General features: G+C 72.8%; 11 protein-coding genes. 10 read left to right on the top strand and 1 reads right to left on the bottom strand.

Going from position 1 to position 14,822, the window contains the following annotated elements:
* Window position 1: 1 nt before the first annotated feature.
* The 10 genes from narH (CP984_RS36765) to CP984_RS36810 all read left to right on the top strand — a co-directional run bounded on the left by narH (CP984_RS36765) (window position 2) and on the right by CP984_RS36810 (window position 13,955).
* Window positions 2-1,546, top strand: coding sequence for a nitrate reductase subunit beta (gene narH, locus CP984_RS36765; RefSeq protein WP_003983827.1), 1,545 nt, complete (start codon window positions 2-4; stop codon window positions 1,544-1,546).
* Window positions 1,543-2,304, top strand: coding sequence for a nitrate reductase molybdenum cofactor assembly chaperone (gene narJ, locus CP984_RS36770; protein ID WP_003983826.1), 762 nt, complete (start codon window positions 1,543-1,545; stop codon window positions 2,302-2,304). Before narH (CP984_RS36765) ends, narJ (CP984_RS36770) begins: the two co-directional genes overlap by 4 nt.
* Window positions 2,301-3,095, top strand: a complete 795-nt coding sequence (gene narI / locus CP984_RS36775; protein WP_003983825.1) for a respiratory nitrate reductase subunit gamma — start codon at window positions 2,301-2,303, stop codon at window positions 3,093-3,095. Before narJ (CP984_RS36770) ends, narI (CP984_RS36775) begins: the two co-directional genes overlap by 4 nt.
* A 167-nt stretch (window positions 3,096-3,262) precedes the next feature.
* Window positions 3,263-4,510: an MFS transporter gene (locus tag CP984_RS36780; RefSeq protein ID WP_003983824.1), complete on the top strand. Its 1,248-nt coding sequence runs from the start codon at window positions 3,263-3,265 to the stop codon at window positions 4,508-4,510.
* A gap of 80 nt (window positions 4,511-4,590) precedes the next feature.
* The gene (gene hemG / locus CP984_RS36785; protein WP_003983823.1) at window positions 4,591-6,120 is read left to right on the top strand and encodes a protoporphyrinogen oxidase; all 1,530 of its coding nucleotides are present in this window, start codon (window positions 4,591-4,593) and stop codon (window positions 6,118-6,120) included.
* A gap of 123 nt (window positions 6,121-6,243) precedes the next feature.
* Window positions 6,244-9,957 (top strand): nitrate reductase subunit alpha, encoded by a 3,714-nt coding sequence (locus CP984_RS36790; RefSeq protein ID WP_003983822.1) that lies wholly within the window; start codon window positions 6,244-6,246, stop codon window positions 9,955-9,957.
* Window position 9,958: 1 nt separating this feature from the next.
* Window positions 9,959-11,713 (top strand): nitrate reductase subunit beta, encoded by a 1,755-nt coding sequence (narH, locus tag CP984_RS36795; protein ID WP_003983821.1) that lies wholly within the window; start codon window positions 9,959-9,961, stop codon window positions 11,711-11,713.
* Window positions 11,710-12,366, top strand: a complete 657-nt coding sequence (gene narJ / locus CP984_RS36800) for a nitrate reductase molybdenum cofactor assembly chaperone (RefSeq protein ID WP_003983819.1) — start codon at window positions 11,710-11,712, stop codon at window positions 12,364-12,366. The genes narH (CP984_RS36795) and narJ (CP984_RS36800) overlap by 4 nt, the downstream gene beginning before the upstream one ends.
* The gene (gene narI / locus CP984_RS36805) at window positions 12,363-13,082 is read left to right on the top strand and encodes a respiratory nitrate reductase subunit gamma (protein ID WP_003983818.1); all 720 of its coding nucleotides are present in this window, start codon (window positions 12,363-12,365) and stop codon (window positions 13,080-13,082) included. Before narJ (CP984_RS36800) ends, narI (CP984_RS36805) begins: the two co-directional genes overlap by 4 nt.
* Window positions 13,083-13,220: 138 nt before the next feature.
* On the top strand, window positions 13,221-13,955 hold the full coding sequence (locus CP984_RS36810) for a response regulator (RefSeq protein WP_003983817.1): 735 nt from the start codon (window positions 13,221-13,223) through the stop codon (window positions 13,953-13,955).
* A 98-nt stretch (window positions 13,956-14,053) separates the two neighbouring features.
* Here CP984_RS36810 and CP984_RS36815 read toward each other — a convergent pair whose 3' ends face one another.
* Complete coding sequence (locus tag CP984_RS36815; RefSeq protein WP_226048741.1) at window positions 14,054-14,746, bottom strand: CBS domain-containing protein; 693 nt, start codon at window positions 14,744-14,746, stop codon at window positions 14,054-14,056.
* Between the last annotated feature and the right edge of the window lie 76 nt (window positions 14,747-14,822).

The following is a 14,822-nucleotide window of genomic DNA, read 5'->3' on the forward strand; positions in this document are numbered from 1 at the left end:
CATGCGCGTCATGGCCCAAGTGGCGATGGTGATGAACCTCGACAAGTGCATCGGCTGCCACACCTGCTCGGTCACCTGCAAGCAGACCTGGACCAACCGCACCGGCGTCGAATACGCCTGGTTCAACAACGTCGAGACCAAGCCCGGCGTCGGCTACCCCCGGCGCTACGAGGACCAGCGGCAGTGGAAGGGCGGCTGGATGCTGGACCGGCGCGGACGCCTGGTGCTCCGTTCCGGCGGCCGTATGAAGCGCCTGGGCTCGCTGTTCTCCAACCCCGACCTGCCGGCCATCGAGGACTACTACGAGCCGGTCACCTACGACTACGACAACCTCGTCAGCGCCCCGGCCGGCCAGGACGTGCCGGTCGCCCGCCCCCGCTCGGTGCTCACCGGGAAGCCGACCTCCATCACCTGGGGCGCCAACTGGGAGGACGGCCTCGGCGGCGCGGGCGAGACGGCGGCCGGCGACCCCAACCTGAGCGGGGGGCTGGCCGAGAAGGTGAAGTTCGCCTTCGAGCAGACCTTCATGTTCCACCTGCCGCGGCTGTGCGAGCACTGCCTCAACCCGGCCTGTGTGTCCGCCTGCCCGTCCGGTGCGATGTACAAGCGGGTCGAGGACGGCATCGTGCTGGTCGACCAGGACCGCTGCCGCGGCTGGCGGATGTGCGTCACCGCGTGCCCGTACAAGAAGGTCTACGTCAACCACGCCACCGGCAAGGCCGAGAAGTGCACCTTCTGCTTCCCGCGCATCGAGGCCGGACAGCCCACCGTCTGCTCCGAGACCTGCGTCGGCCGCCTGCGCTACCTCGGCCTGCTGCTCTACGACGCCGACCGGGTCGGCGAGGCCGCCGCGGTGACGGACGAGAAGGACCTGCTCGACGCCCAGCGGAACGTCTTCCTCGACCCCGCCGACCCCGAAGTCCGCTCGGCCGCCCGGCTGTCCGGCATCCCCGAGGACTGGATCGACGCCGCCCGCCGCTCGCCCGTACACGCGCTGATCAGCGAGTACAAGGTGGCCCTGCCGCTGCACCCGGAGTACCGCACCCTGCCCATGGTCTGGTACGTGCCGCCGCTGTCCCCGGTCCTGGACGCGGTCGGCGAGGCGGGCGGCGACGCCGAGGACCCCGACCACGTCTTCGCCGCCGTCACCCGCCTGCGCATCCCACTGGACTACCTCGCCAACCTCTTCACCGCCGGGGACACCGACGTCGTCGCCGGGGTGCTCATGAAGCTGACCGCGCTGCGCAGCCACATGCGGCAGCGCACGCTGGGGGAGCAGGGCGACGAGAGCGCCCTCAAGGCCGTGGGGCTCACGCCCGCGCAGGCCGAGGACCTGCACCGGCTGCTGGCCGTCGCCAAGTACACCGACCGGTACGTCGTCCCCGCCGCCCACAAGGAGGACGCCGCCGCGCTCAGCGCCATGGAGGACCGCTGCCCCGTGGAGAGCGTGGACGGCGACCCGTCCGGCACCGGCCGCAAGGTCATGCTCGGCCTCCCCACCCTGCGACGACGGGCCTCGGCCCCGGGCGCAGGAGGGACGGTATGAGCACCCTGCGTACCCGCCTCCGCCCGGCATCCGGGCGCCGCGCCCGCCCCGGCCCCGAAGAGCCCGCTCAGCGCGGCCTCCTGCTGCGGCTGCTGTCGCTCCTGTTGCAGTACCCGGATGCCGAACTGGCCGACGAACGGGCCGCGTTGAGCGCTGCGGTCGACGCGCTGCCGCCCTCGGCCGCCGCCGGACACCTCGCCGCCTTCACCACCTGGTTCGCGGCCCAGCCGGCCGAGGACCTGGAGAGCCACTACGTGGAGGTCTTCGACCTCCGCCGCAAGAGCAGCCTCTACCTCACCTACTACCTGCACGGCGACACCCGCCGACGCGGTATGGCCCTGCTCGCCCTCGCCCAGACCTATCGGGCCGCGGGCTGGAGCGCCGACAACGGCGAACTCCCCGACCACCTGCCCGTCGTCCTCGAATTCGCCGCCCTGGCCGGGCCGCGCGCCGGGGAAGCACCGCTGCGCCGCCACCGGCGCGGACTGGACCTCATCCACCACGCCCTGACGGACGTGCGGTCCCCCTACGCCGATCTGCTGGCGGCGCTGCTGTCCCTGCTGCCCCGGGCCACCGACGCCGACCTGGAAGCCGTGGCGAAGCTGGCGGCCGAAGGGCCCCCCGCCGAGGACGTCGGCCTCGACCCGTACAGCGGCACCGGCTTCGCCCCGCCCGGCACCTTCGTCCCCCCGGCGCCCGCACCGCCGACCCTCATGCCCCCTGTGACCGGCCCGATGGACTCGGAGGCCCGCCGATGAGCGCCGCCAGCAGCCCACTCACCTCCATGGACGGCACCGACCTGCTGCTGTGGGTCGCCGTCCCCTACGCCTGCCTGGCCGTCTTCGCCGTCGGGCACGTCTGGCGCTACCGCAAGGACCAGTTCGGCTGGACCAGCCGCACCAGCCAGCTGCTGGAACACCGCTGGCTGCGCTGGGGGAGCCCGCTGTTCCACCTCGGCGCGTTCGCCGTGATCGCCGGACACGTGGTGGGCCTGGCCGTCCCCGCGTCCCTGACCGCGAAGGCTGGCGTCAGTGAGCACGCGTACCACACCGTGGCGGTGGCCCTCGGCTCCGTGGCCGGTGCGGCCATGGTGGTGGGGCTGGGCATGCTGTGCGCCCGGCGCCTGCTCGCCCCGCGCATCCGCGCCCGCACCAGCTCCAGCGACAAGCTGCTCTTCCCGCTGCTGGCGGCCACCGTGCTGCTGGGCATCGCCGCCACCGTCGTCCACAACGTCGCCGGAGGCGGGTACGACTACCGCTCCACCGTCTCGGTCTGGTTCCGCGGGCTGTTCCTGCTGCAACCGAAGCCCGAGGCGATCTCCGGCGCGCCCCTGCTGCTCCAGCTGCATGCCCTGAGCGCGTGCCTGCTCTTCGCGGCCTGGCCCTTCACCCGCCTCGTCCACGTGTGGAGCGCCCCCATCGGCTACCTGCGGCGTCCGTACCTGGTCTACCGCCGCAAGACGGCCGCTCCGGCGAACGACCGGTCTGCCGCTGCCGCTGCCGCTGCCGCTGCCCGGCGCGGGCCGGCCGAAGCCAAGGCGTCCCGGTGAAGCCGCCCGCCATACACCCCGGGCGCCGCTTCGTGGCGGCGCGGCGAAAAATGGCCCGTCTCCTGGCGGGCGGGTTCGATGAAGCTGCAAGACGGGAGCCGCATGGCGTCGGGACCCCGGGTCCCGCACCGGCCGGTTCGCGGAACGACACGACCGAGAGGCACACCATGCGCCCGCACGAGGACACCACCGGCACCCTGTCATCGAGGGCAGCGGGCCACATCTCCCCGGCCGGCCGCCCCTGGACGATGCTCACGCTGGCCACGCTGGGCTTCGCCGTCAACTTCTGGGCGTGGGCGCTGCTCAGCCCGCTGGGCCCGCGCTTCAAGGAGACCCTGGCGCTCAGCTCGTTCGAACAGTCCTTGCTGGTGGCGGTGCCGGTCGTGGTGGGCTCGCTGGGACGCATCCCGGTGGGCGCGCTGACCGACCGGTTCGGCGGCCGGGTGATGTTTCCGCTGGTGTCCGCCGCGACCATCGTGCCCGTGCTGTACCTGGGGCTGGCCGGCCACTCCTCGCTGATCGCGCTGCTGATCGGGGGGTTCTTCCTGGGCATCGGGGGCACGGCCTTCGCCGTCGGCGTGCCGTTCGTCAACCGCTGGTTCCCGCCGGAGCGGCGCGGGATGGCGATCGGCGTCTTCGGCGTGGGCATGGGCGGCACCGCCATCAGCGCACTGACCACGGTCAAGCTGGTCGACGCGCACGGCATGGCCAACCCGTTCCTGATCACCGCCGCCGCGCTCGCCGTCTACGCCGTGCTGGCCGCCGTACTGCTGCGCGACGCGCCCGGCCGAACCGTACCGACCGAGCCGCTGGGCCGCCGTCTCGCCGTCATCGCCCGCCTGTCCGTCACCTGGCAGGCATCCGCCCTGTACGCCGTGGCGTTCGGCGGCTACGTCGCCTTCTCAGTCTACTTGCCGACCTACCTGAAGACCGGCTACGGGCTCGGCCAGGCCGACGCCGCCAACCGGATGGCCGGCTTCGTCCTGCTGGCAGTCGCCATGCGCCCGGTCGGCGGCTGGCTGTCGGACCGGATGGGCTCGGTCCGCGTACTGGCCGGGTCCCTGGCGGTCGTCGTCGTGGGGGCCGCCGTGCAGGCGGCGACCCCGCCGCTCGCTCCGGTGGGCACCATCGCCTTCCTGGCCATGGCCGCCGCGCTCGGCGCGGGCAGCGGTGCCACCTTCGCGCTGGTGGCCCTGCTGGCGCCGGCGAACAAGGTCGGATCGGTCACCGGCGTCGTCGGCGCCGCGGGCGGGCTGGGCGGCTTCATCCCCCCGCTGGTCATGGGCGTGATCTACAGCGCCTCCGGGAGCTACGCCATCGGCCTGCTCCTGCTGGCCCTGGTCTCGGCCGCGGCCCTGGCCTTCACCGTCACCCGGGTCCGGCGGGCCGCCGCCTCCGAGGGCACCTCACCGTGATGGCGCAACCGGCCCGGTGAATCTCGGCAGGTCCGGACAACGGCGCCCCTGAGGCGCCCTCAGAAAGGCAGTGCAGCCCGATGAACGCACCCACCACCCCGCACCTCGCTCCCTCCGCCCTGCCCGCCCCTTCCGCACCGGCGCCCGGGGAGACGCGGCCGCACATCGTGGTCGTGGGCGGCGGCATCGCCGGACTGACCGCTGCCGCCCGCCTCAGTGGCGCGGCGGGCGGCAGCGGTCCCGGGGCACGGGTGACGCTGCTGGAGTCCGCCGGTCGGCTCGGCGGCAAGCTCCTGTGCGGGGAGGTCGGCGGCGTACCCGTGGACCTGGGGGCCGAGGCGGTGTTCGTACGGCAGCCGTCCGCCGTGGAACTGGCCCAGGAGGTCGGGCTGGGGGAGGAACTGGAGCCTCCGGCCACGGCGGAGGCTTCACTGTGGACCCGCGGCGCGCTCCGCCCCCTGCCCCGGGGCCACATGATGGGCATACCCGCCGACCTCGACTCCCTGGCCGCTTGCGGGGTGCTGTCCGCCGACGGCCTCGCGCGCGCCCGCGAGGATCTGACGCTCCCGCGTACGGACGTGGGCGACGACATCGCCGTCGGCCGGTACGTGGCCGCCCGATTGGGGCGCGAAGTGGTCGACCGGCTCGTCGAACCCCTCCTCGGCGGCGTGTACGCCGGGCACGCCGACCGCATCTCCCTGCGCGCAGCCCTGCCGCACCTGCTCCCCGTCGCCCGCGAGGAGCGGTCCCTGCTCGAAGGCATCCGCCGCATGCGCACACCGGCGCCGGACGGCCCGGAGCCGAAGGCGCCGAAGCCCGGGGCGGCCGTGCCGCCGTTCCGCAGCGTACGGGGCGGGCTGGGACGGCTCCCCCTGGCCGTCGCCGAGGCATGCCGGACCGCCGGCGTGGACATCCGCACCGCCACCGCGGCCCGCACGCTGCGCAACACCGGGCACGGATGGCGGCTGACGGTACGGGACGCCGCCGGCGAACACCGGATCGACGCCGACGCGGTGGTGCTCGCCGTCCCCGCGCCCGCCGCCGCCCGGCTGCTGGCCGACGAGGTGCCGGCCGCGGCCGCCGCGCTGCGCGCCGTCGAGTACGCCGACATGGCCCTGGTCACCCTGGTCTTCGACCGCTCCGGCCTGCCGGGCGAGCTGCCGGGCAGCGGCTTCCTGGTACCGCCGGTGGACGGGCGCCTCATCAAGGCGGCCACGTTCCTGAGCGCCAAATGGGCGTGGCCGGGCCGGTACGCGCCCGGCAAGGCCGTGGTGCGCACGTCCGTCGGCCGGTACGGCGAGGACATCGCCCTGCGCCTCGACGACGCCGAACTGGTGGACCGTTCCCGCGCCGAACTGGCCGAGGCGACCGGCCTGGCGGCCGTTCCGTACGCCACTGCCGTCACCCGCTGGGGCACCGGCCTGCCGCAGTACACCGTCGGCCATACCGACCGGATCGCCCGCGTGCGGGAGCACCTCGGACGGCTCGGCACGCTGGCGGTCTGCGGGGCCGCGTACGACGGTGTCGGCATCACCAGCTGTGTCGAGGGCGCAGGACGGGCGGCCGAGGAGGTCACGGCGTCGCTCGACGCGCGCCGCCCCCGCGGGTGAGGAGATCCGGCGCCGCACTCATGGTGCGGCTGCCCCGCTTTGCGTGGAAAGTGACCCTGAAGCCGTTCGCGGTGAACCGATCACGATCCGAACGGGCGGGGTGCCCGGGAGCGGAGTGGCGCGGTGAGTACCGGAACCCATCCGGAGCGGTCCACGGGCCTGGACGGCCCGCTGGCCGAGGCGCTGGTGAACAGCCGCCGCTTCTTCACCCGCGCCCGGGTCTCGGACGACGGGCGCACGCTGTACCGGACCGGCGGGCGCGCGGCGGACGCCTTCTACCGGGACCGCTGGTCGCACGACAAGGTCGTGCGCTCCACGCACGGCGTGAACTGCACCGGCTCCTGCTCGTGGAAGGTGTTCGTCAAGGACGGCATCATCACCTGGGAGGCGCAGCAGACCGACTATCCGTCGGTCGGCCCGGACCGCCCGGAGTACGAGCCGCGCGGCTGCCCGCGCGGCGCGGCGTTCTCCTGGTACACGTACTCGCCGACCCGCGTCCGCTATCCGTACGTACGCGGTGTGCTGCTCCAGATGTACCGCGAGGCCCGGCAGCGCCTCGGCGACCCCGTGCTGGCCTGGGCCGACATCGTCGGCGACCCCGAGCGCGCCCGCCGCTACAAGGCGGCGCGCGGCAGGGGCGGCCTGCTGCGGGCGACCTGGGAGGAGGCGGCGGAGCTGGTCGCGGCCGCGCATGTGCACACCATCAAGGAGTACGGCCCGGACCGGCTGGCGGGCTTCTCGCCGATCCCGGCCATGTCGATGGTGTCGCACGCGGCCGGTGCGCGGTTCTATTCGCTGCTCGGCGGGGTGATGCTGTCGTTCTACGACTGGTACGCGGACCTGCCGGTGGCCTCGCCGCAGGTCTTCGGCGACCAGACGGACGTGCCCGAGTCGGGGGACTGGTGGGACGCCGGGTATCTGATCATGTGGGGCGCCAATCTGCCGGTGACCCGTACGCCGGACGCGCACTGGATGGCCGAGGCCCGCTACCGGGGCCAGAAGGTCGTCGCCGTCGCCCCGGACTACGCGGACAACGTGAAGTTCGCCGACGAGTGGCTGCACGCGCGGCCCGGCACCGACGGGGCCCTGGCGATGGCCATGGGGCACGTCGTCCTCAGGGAGTTCTTCGTCGAGCGGGAGACGGCGCCCTTCATCTCGTACGTGAAGCGCTTCACCGATCTGCCGTTCCTGGTCGTCCTGGACGAGTCGGCGCCGGGCCGGTACACGCCCGGCAAGTTCCTGACCGCCGCCGACCTGGGCGGCGAGGAGGGCGCGGCGGCCGAGAACGCGGAGTTCAGGACCGTACTGCTGGATGCCGTCACGGGCCGTCCCGTGGTGCCGGGCGGGACGCTCGGCCACCGTTATGGCGAGTCGGGCGCCGGGCGGTGGAACCTCGACCTCGGTGACATCGACCCGCTGCTGACGGCCGCCGGTGGGGGACAGGCACCCGTGCCGGTGGAGCTGTCCCGCTTCGACGCCCCCGACGGGAAAGCCGGGCGGCTGCTGCGCGGCGTGCCCGTACGGCAGGTCGGCGGAAGGACCGTCACCACGGTCTACGACCTGCTGCTGGCCCAGTACGGAGTGGCCCGCGAGGGGCTGCCCGGCCGGTGGCCGACGGGCTACGACGACGCGGCGGAGCCGTACACCCCCGCCTGGCAGGAGCCGGTCACCGGTGTGGCGGCGGAGAAGGCGGCCCGTATCGCCCGGGAGTTCGCCGCCAACGCGGAGGAGTCCGGCGGCCGCTCCATGATCATCATGGGGGCCGGGACCAACCACTGGTTCCACTCCGACACCATCTACCGCGCCTTTCTGACCCTGACCACCCTCACCGGCTGCCAGGGCGTCAACGGCGGCGGCTGGGCCCACTACGTCGGGCAGGAGAAGGTCCGCCCGATCACCGGCTACTCCGTGCTGGCCACCGCCGCCGACTGGAACCGGCCGGCCCGCCAGATGATCCAGACCGCCTACTGGTACCTGCACACCGACCAGTTCCGCTACGACCCCTTCGGTGCGGACACCCTCACCGCCGCCTCCGCCGACGGCACTTTCGCCGGCCGGTCCACGGCCGATGTGATCGCGCAGTCGGCGCGCCTCGGCTGGATGCCCTCCTATCCCACCTTCGACCGCAACCCGCTCACCCTCGCCGCCGACGCGGAAGCCGCAGGCCAGGAGGTGGGCCCGTATGTGGTGGACGAACTGAAGGCCGGGCGCCTGCGGTTCGCGGCCGAGGACCCCGACGCGCCGGAGAACTTCCCGCGCGTACTGACCGTGTGGCGCGCCAACCTGCTGGGCTCCTCCGCCAAGGGCAACGAGTACTTCCTCAAGCACCTGCTCGGCACCGACTCCGCCGTCCGCGCCACCGAAGCGCCCGAAGGAGTCCGCCCCCGCGACGTGACCTGGCGCGAGCAGGCCCCCACCGGAAAGCTCGACCTGCTGCTGTCCCTGGACTTCCGGATGACCAGCACCACCCTCTACTCCGACGTGGTGCTGCCCGCCGCGACCTGGTACGAGAAGCACGACCTCAACAGCACCGACATGCACCCCTTCGTGCACGCCTTCAACCCGGCCATCTCCCCGCCCTGGCAGACCCGCACCGACTTCGACGCCTTCCACACCCTCGCCCGCGCCTTCAGCCGCCTGGCCGCCGGCCACCTCGGCACCGCCACCGACGTGGTGGCCGCCCCGCTGCTGCACGACACCCCCGACGCCATGGCCACCCCGCACGGCCGCGTACGGGACTGGAAGGCGGGCGAGTGCGAGCCGGTCCCCGGCCGCACGATGCCCAAGCTGATCCCCGTCGAGCGCGACTACACCGCCGTCGCCGACAAGATGGCCGCCCTCGGCCCGCTGCTGGACACCCTCGGCGCCACCACGAAAGGCGTCACCTTCGACATCGGCCGCGAGCTGGAGTACCTGCGGCACCAGAATGGCACCGTACGCGGCGGAGCGGGCGACGGGCGGCCCTCGCTGGCCCGCGACGTCCACGCCTGCGAGGCGATCCTCGCCCTGTCGGGCACCACCAACGGGCACCTGGCAACCCAGGGTTTCCGTACGCTGGAGGCCCGCACCGGCACCCGGCTGGCCGACCTGGCGGCCGAACACGAGGGCAAGCGGATCACCTTCGCCGACACCCAGGCCCGGCCGGTGCCCGTCATCACCTCCCCCGAGTGGTCCGGATCGGAGTCCGGCGGGCGCCGCTACGCGCCGTTCACCATCAACACCGAACGCCTCAAGCCCTGGCACACCCTCACCGGACGGCAGCACTTCTTCCTCGACCACGACTGGATCGCCGAGCTGGGCGAGCAGCTGCCCGTCTACCGGCCGCCGCTGGACATGGCCGCCCTCTTCGGCGAGCCCACGGTGGGGTCCACCGGCGAACTCGGCGTCACCGTGCGGTACTTGACCCCGCACAACAAGTGGTCCATCCACTCGGAGTACCAGGACAACCTGTTCATGCTCTCCCTCTCGCGCGGCGGGCCGACGGTGTGGATGAGCCAGGAGGACGCGGCGAAGATCGGCGTCGCGGACAACGACTGGATCGAGGCGGTCAACCGCAACGGCGTCGTCGCCGCCCGCGCGGTCGTCACCCACCGGATGCCCGAGGGCACCGTCTACATGCACCACGCGCAGGACCGGCTGATCGACGTGCCGCGCACCGAGACCACCGGCCGCCGCGGCGGCATCCACAACTCCCTGACCCGGTTGCTGATCAAGCCCAGTCACCTCATCGGCGGCTACGCCCAGCTGTCCTTCGCCTTCAACTACCTCGGCCCCACCGGCAACCAGCGCGACGAGGTCACCGTCATCCGCCGCCGCTCCCAGGAGGTGACGTACTGACATGAAGGTCATGGCCCAGATGGCGATGGTGATGAACCTCGACAAGTGCATCGGCTGCCACACCTGCTCGGTCACCTGCAAGCAGGCGTGGACCAACCGCACCGGCGTCGAGTACGTCTGGTTCAACAACGTCGAGACCCGGCCCGGACAGGGCTACCCGCGCCGCTACGAGGACCAGGAGACCTGGCGCGGCGGCTGGCAGCTGAACCGGCGCGGGCGGCTCACGCTCAAGGCCGGCGGCCGGTTCAGGAAGCTGGTCACGATCTTCTCCAACCCCAAGCTGCCTTCCCTTGACGCCTACTACCAGCCCTGGACGTACGACTACGAGACGCTGACCAACGCCCCGCTCCAGGAGCACACGCCCGTCGCCCGGCCCAAGTCGCTGATCACCGGCGAGGACATGAAGATCACCTGGTCGGCGAACTGGGACGACGACCTGGGCGGGGCGAGGGCGACCAGCGAGCAGGACGTGCTGCTCGACGAGGTCTCCGAGAAGATCAAGTTCCAGTTCGAGCAGACGTTCATGTTCTATCTGCCGCGGATCTGCGAACACTGCCTCAACCCCTCGTGCGCGGCGTCCTGCCCCTCCGGGGCGATCTACAAGCGCACCGAGGACGGCATCGTCCTCGTCGACCAGGACCGCTGCCGCGGCTGGCGGATGTGTGTGACGGGCTGCCCGTACAAGAAGGTGTACTTCAACCACCGCACCGGCAAGGCCGAGAAGTGCACCTTCTGCTTCCCGCGCGTCGAGGTGGGCCTGCCCACCGTCTGCGCCGAGACCTGCGTCGGGCGCCTGCGCTACATCGGCCTGGTGCTCTACGACGCCGACCGCGTCCTGGAAGCCGCCGCCACCCCCGACGACAAGGACCTGTACGAGGCCCAGCGCCGCATCCTCCTCGACCCGCACGACCCCGCCGTGATCGCGGCTGCCGAGCGGGACGGCATCCCGCGCGACTGGATCGAGGCGGCGCAGCGCTCGCCCGTCCATTCGCTGATCAACACCTACCGGGTGGCCCTGCCGCTGCACCCGGAATACCGAACGATGCCGATGGTCTGGTACATCCCGCCGCTGTCCCCGGTCGTGGAGGCGGTCAGCGGCACCGGGCACGACGCGGAGGACCGCACCACCCTCTTCGCCGCCATCGACGCGCTGCGCATCCCCGTGGAGTACCTGGCCGAGCTGTTCACCGCGGGCGACCCGGGCCCCGTCGACGCCGTACTGCGACGGCTGGCGGCCATGCGCAGCTATATGCGCGACATCAACCTGGGCCGCGAGCCCGACGCCGCCATTCCCGAGGCGGTCGGCATGAGCGAGGAGGAGATGTGCGACATGTACCGCCTCCTGGCCCTGGCCGCATACGACGAGCGCTACGTCATCCCGCCCGCGCACGCCGAACAGGCCCACGGGCTGGAGGAACTGGCCACCGATTGCAGTCTCGATCACGAGGGCGGGCCGGGAATGGGAGGGGACGGGGGAGAGGCGGGCACCTCCGGCCCGTTCGGGGAGTCCTCGGGCGGGAACTCGCCGATCGCCGTCGAGAACTTCCGCATGCTGCACGCCCGCCAGACCACCGGCACCCTCACCGACCCGGCCGACAAGGAAGCCCGCGTCAACCTCCTCAACTGGGACGGCAAGGGCAGCCCGCAAGGGCTGTTCCCCCGCCGGTCCAGAAGCCGCTCCGGAAGCCGGGGGAGTCCTCCGACGGAACCGGTGGACGGCAGCGATCCGAACGCCGAGAGCGAGCCGAAGCCGTGACCGACCACCCTTCCGTACCCGTACCCGCCCCCGTACGCGAACCGTCCTGGCAGGTCCAGTCGCTGCTGCTGGCCTACCCCGACGAACACTTCCCGTGGCGCGTACGCCTGGCCCACCGGACCGCGCGTCTCCTGCCCGGCCCGGTAGCCGCCCCCTTGCTCCGCTTCCTCGACCACGCGGCCGGGACCGGGACCGAGGAACTGGCCACGGAATACGTCGGCGTCTTCGACCACAAGAAGCGCTGCTGCCCGTTCCTGACCTACTACGCCTGCGGAGACACCCGGAAGCGCGGAGTCGCGCTGCTCCGCATGAAAACGGTCTACGCCGCCGCCGGACTGCGGCTGTCCGACGACGAACTCCCCGACCACCTCGCCGTCGTCCTGGAATTCGCCGCGGCCGAGCCCGAACCGGGCCGGCGCCTGCTCTTGGAGCACCGGGCCGGTCTGGAACTCCTCCGGCTGGCCCTGCACGGCGCGTCCGCGCCCTGGGCGCACGTCCTGGACTCGGTGTCGGCGACCCTGCCGCCCCTGGCCGGTGACCAGCGCACCGCCGTCGCCCGGCTCGCCGCCGAAGGCCCGCCCGAGGAACAGGTGGGCCTGGCCCCCTTCGCCCTGCCCTCGTACCTGCCCGACCCGGTGGGAGGCCGCCGATGAGCATCCTGCTGTGGGTGGTGCTGCCGTATGTGGCGCTGGTCGTGTTCATCGGCGGACACCTCTGGCGCTACCGCTACGACAAGTTCGGCTGGACCACCCGCTCGTCCCAGCTCCACGAGAACCGCCTGCTGCGCATCGGCAGCCCGCTGTTCCACTTCGGCATCCTGCTGGTGATCATCGGCCATGTCGTCGGCCTGCTGATCCCGCACGGCTGGACCGGGGCCGCCGGGATCACCGAGCACGCCTACCACGTCACCGCCGTCGCCCTGGGCACCGTCGCCGGTGTGTGCACACTCGGCGGCCTGGCCGTCCTCATCTACCGGCGCCGCACCGTCGGCCCGGTCTTCAGCGCCACCACCCGCAACGACAAGCTGATGTACGTCATGCTCACCCTCGCCCTGGTGCTGGGACTGGCCGCCACGGTCGACGCCAACATCGCCGGCGCGGGTTACGACTACCGCACCACCGTCTCCCCGTGGTTCCGGTCGGTGCTCTCCTTCCGGCCCGAGCCCGCGCTGATGACCGGCGTACCGTTGCTGTACCAGCTCCACGCGCTCAGCGCGCTGGCCCTGTTCGCCGTCTGGCCTTTCACCCGGCTCGTCCACATGCTCACCGCGCCCCTGGGCTACCTCACCCGCCCGTACATCGTCTACCGCAGCCGCGACGCGCAGCTGGGCTCGCGGCCACCCCGGCGCGGCTGGGAACGCGTCCGCTGAGACCGGCCGGGAGAATCATGCCCGGATGCGGCGGCAAGAAGGGCCGACCGGCCCTGGCCCTTCGGTCCCGGTGTGCGGCAGGCTGCACAGGGCGCCGCCTGTGGAGGCGGGCCGGATCAGGAACATCGGAGCTGCGTGATGACGGAAAACCCGGCCGACGCCCGGACGAAGGCACCGGTCAGCGTCTTCCTGCTCGACGACCACGAGGTGGTGCGCCGCGGCGTGCACGACCTCCTGGACGCCGAACCGGACCTCACCGTGGTGGGGGAGGCCAACACCGCCGAACAGGCGCTGGTGCGCGTGCCCGCCCTGCGTCCGCGGGTGGCGATCCTGGACGTCCGGCTGCCGGACGGTGACGGCGTCAGTGTCTGCCGTGAGCTGCGCTCGCGGATGCCGGACCTGGTGTGCCTGATGCTCACCTCGTTCGACGACGAGGAGGCCCTGCTGGACGCGATCATGGCGGGCGCCGCCGGGTACGTGCTCAAGCAGATCACCGGGACCGACCTGGTCAACGCCGTACGGACGGTGGCCTCCGGCCAGTCGCTGCTGGACGCCGGCGCGACCGCCCGCGTCATGGCCCGGCTGCGCGGCGAGCCCAAGCAGGAGGAGCGGCCGGGCGGCCTGTCCGGGCTGAGCGAGCGGGAGCGGGAGATCCTGGCGCTGGTGGGCGAGGGCCTGACCAACCGGGAGATCGGCAAGCGGCTCTATCTCGCGGAGAAGACCGTCAAGAACAACATCTCCCGCCTGCTGGCCAAGCTGGGCGTGGAGCGCCGCGTCCAGGCCGCGGTCATCGCCACCCAGGCGCTCGCGGCCTCCCAGGAACCCCGGACGGGCCCCGCCGCGTCGCCGCGCGACGGCGGCCCGCGGCACTGACGGGGCCCGGGTGCCCGGTCCGGCGGGGGGTTCCTCGGCCCGTCCCCGGCTCCCTGGCCCGGACTGCGCCGCGCCGGGCCGGGCCGGGGCGTGACCGGTCAGTCCCGCGTCCGCCATAAGACCCCGGTGTGCGGGGGACCGTCGCCGCCCGCGCGGGCGACGAGGCGGCTGACCACGCCCACGACTCCGTCCACCCGCCAGGTCAGGCCGATCGCGGCCGGGACGTCGTCCTCGTGCGGGAGCGTTCCCCGCAGGGTCACCACGCCGTCCCGTACCGAGACCAGCACGTCGCCCGGTGGTACGCCCAGGGCGCGGCCCAGCACCTCGTCGGCCACCTCCGCCCGGATCTGCTCGTCCGTCCGCAGAAAGACCCGCAGCAGGTCGCGGCGGGTGGTGATGCCGATGAGGCGGTCCTCCTCGTCCACGACGGGCAGCCGGTCGACGTGCCGGCGCTGCATGATGCGGGCGGCGTCCACCACACGGTGCTCGGGGTGCACGGTGACCGCCGGAGTGGTCATCACCTCGCCCGCGGTCGCGCCACGGGCGGCCGCGGTACCGGCCGGGCGGCGCGGCACCGGGCGCGGGGCGGCAGGGCTCCCGCCCCGGCCGCCCGGGGGCGCGGGCAGGTCCGTACGGGACACCACCCCCATGACCTTGTCGTCGCCGTCCACCACCGGCAGGCCGCTGATCCGGTGCACGTCGAGCAGCCGGGCCAGCTCCTGCGCCGGGGTGTCCGGGCGGGCCTGGACGACATCCCACGTCATCACCTCGGCAACGGTGTGGTCCTGCACGGCGATACCTCCCCTCGGTCGGTGCCTCACGGGACCGGCCGCCATGCCGGACCCTGCCCCCGCCGGACGAGTCTGG

This window comes from Streptomyces rimosus, assembly GCF_008704655.1.
Taxonomy (GTDB): Bacteria; Actinomycetota; Actinomycetes; order Streptomycetales; family Streptomycetaceae; genus Streptomyces; species Streptomyces rimosus.

Bases quoted from the DNA above. Each gene is read 5' to 3' on its own strand.
- narI (WP_003983818.1), top strand. From the start codon at position 12,363: ATGAGCATCCTGCTGTGGGTGGTGCTGCCGTATGTGGCGCTGGTCGTG.
- CP984_RS36780 (WP_003983824.1), top strand. From the start codon at position 3,263: ATGCGCCCGCACGAGGACACCACCGGCACCCTGTCATCGAGGGCAGCG.
- narJ (WP_003983826.1), top strand. From the start codon at position 1,543: ATGAGCACCCTGCGTACCCGCCTCCGCCCGGCATCCGGGCGCCGCGCC.
- narI (WP_003983825.1), top strand. From the start codon at position 2,301: ATGAGCGCCGCCAGCAGCCCACTCACCTCCATGGACGGCACCGACCTG.
- narH (WP_003983827.1), top strand. From the start codon at position 2: ATGCGCGTCATGGCCCAAGTGGCGATGGTGATGAACCTCGACAAGTGC.
- hemG (WP_003983823.1), top strand. From the start codon at position 4,591: ATGAACGCACCCACCACCCCGCACCTCGCTCCCTCCGCCCTGCCCGCC.
- narH (WP_003983821.1), top strand. From the start codon at position 9,959: ATGAAGGTCATGGCCCAGATGGCGATGGTGATGAACCTCGACAAGTGC.
- CP984_RS36810 (WP_003983817.1), top strand. From the start codon at position 13,221: ATGACGGAAAACCCGGCCGACGCCCGGACGAAGGCACCGGTCAGCGTC.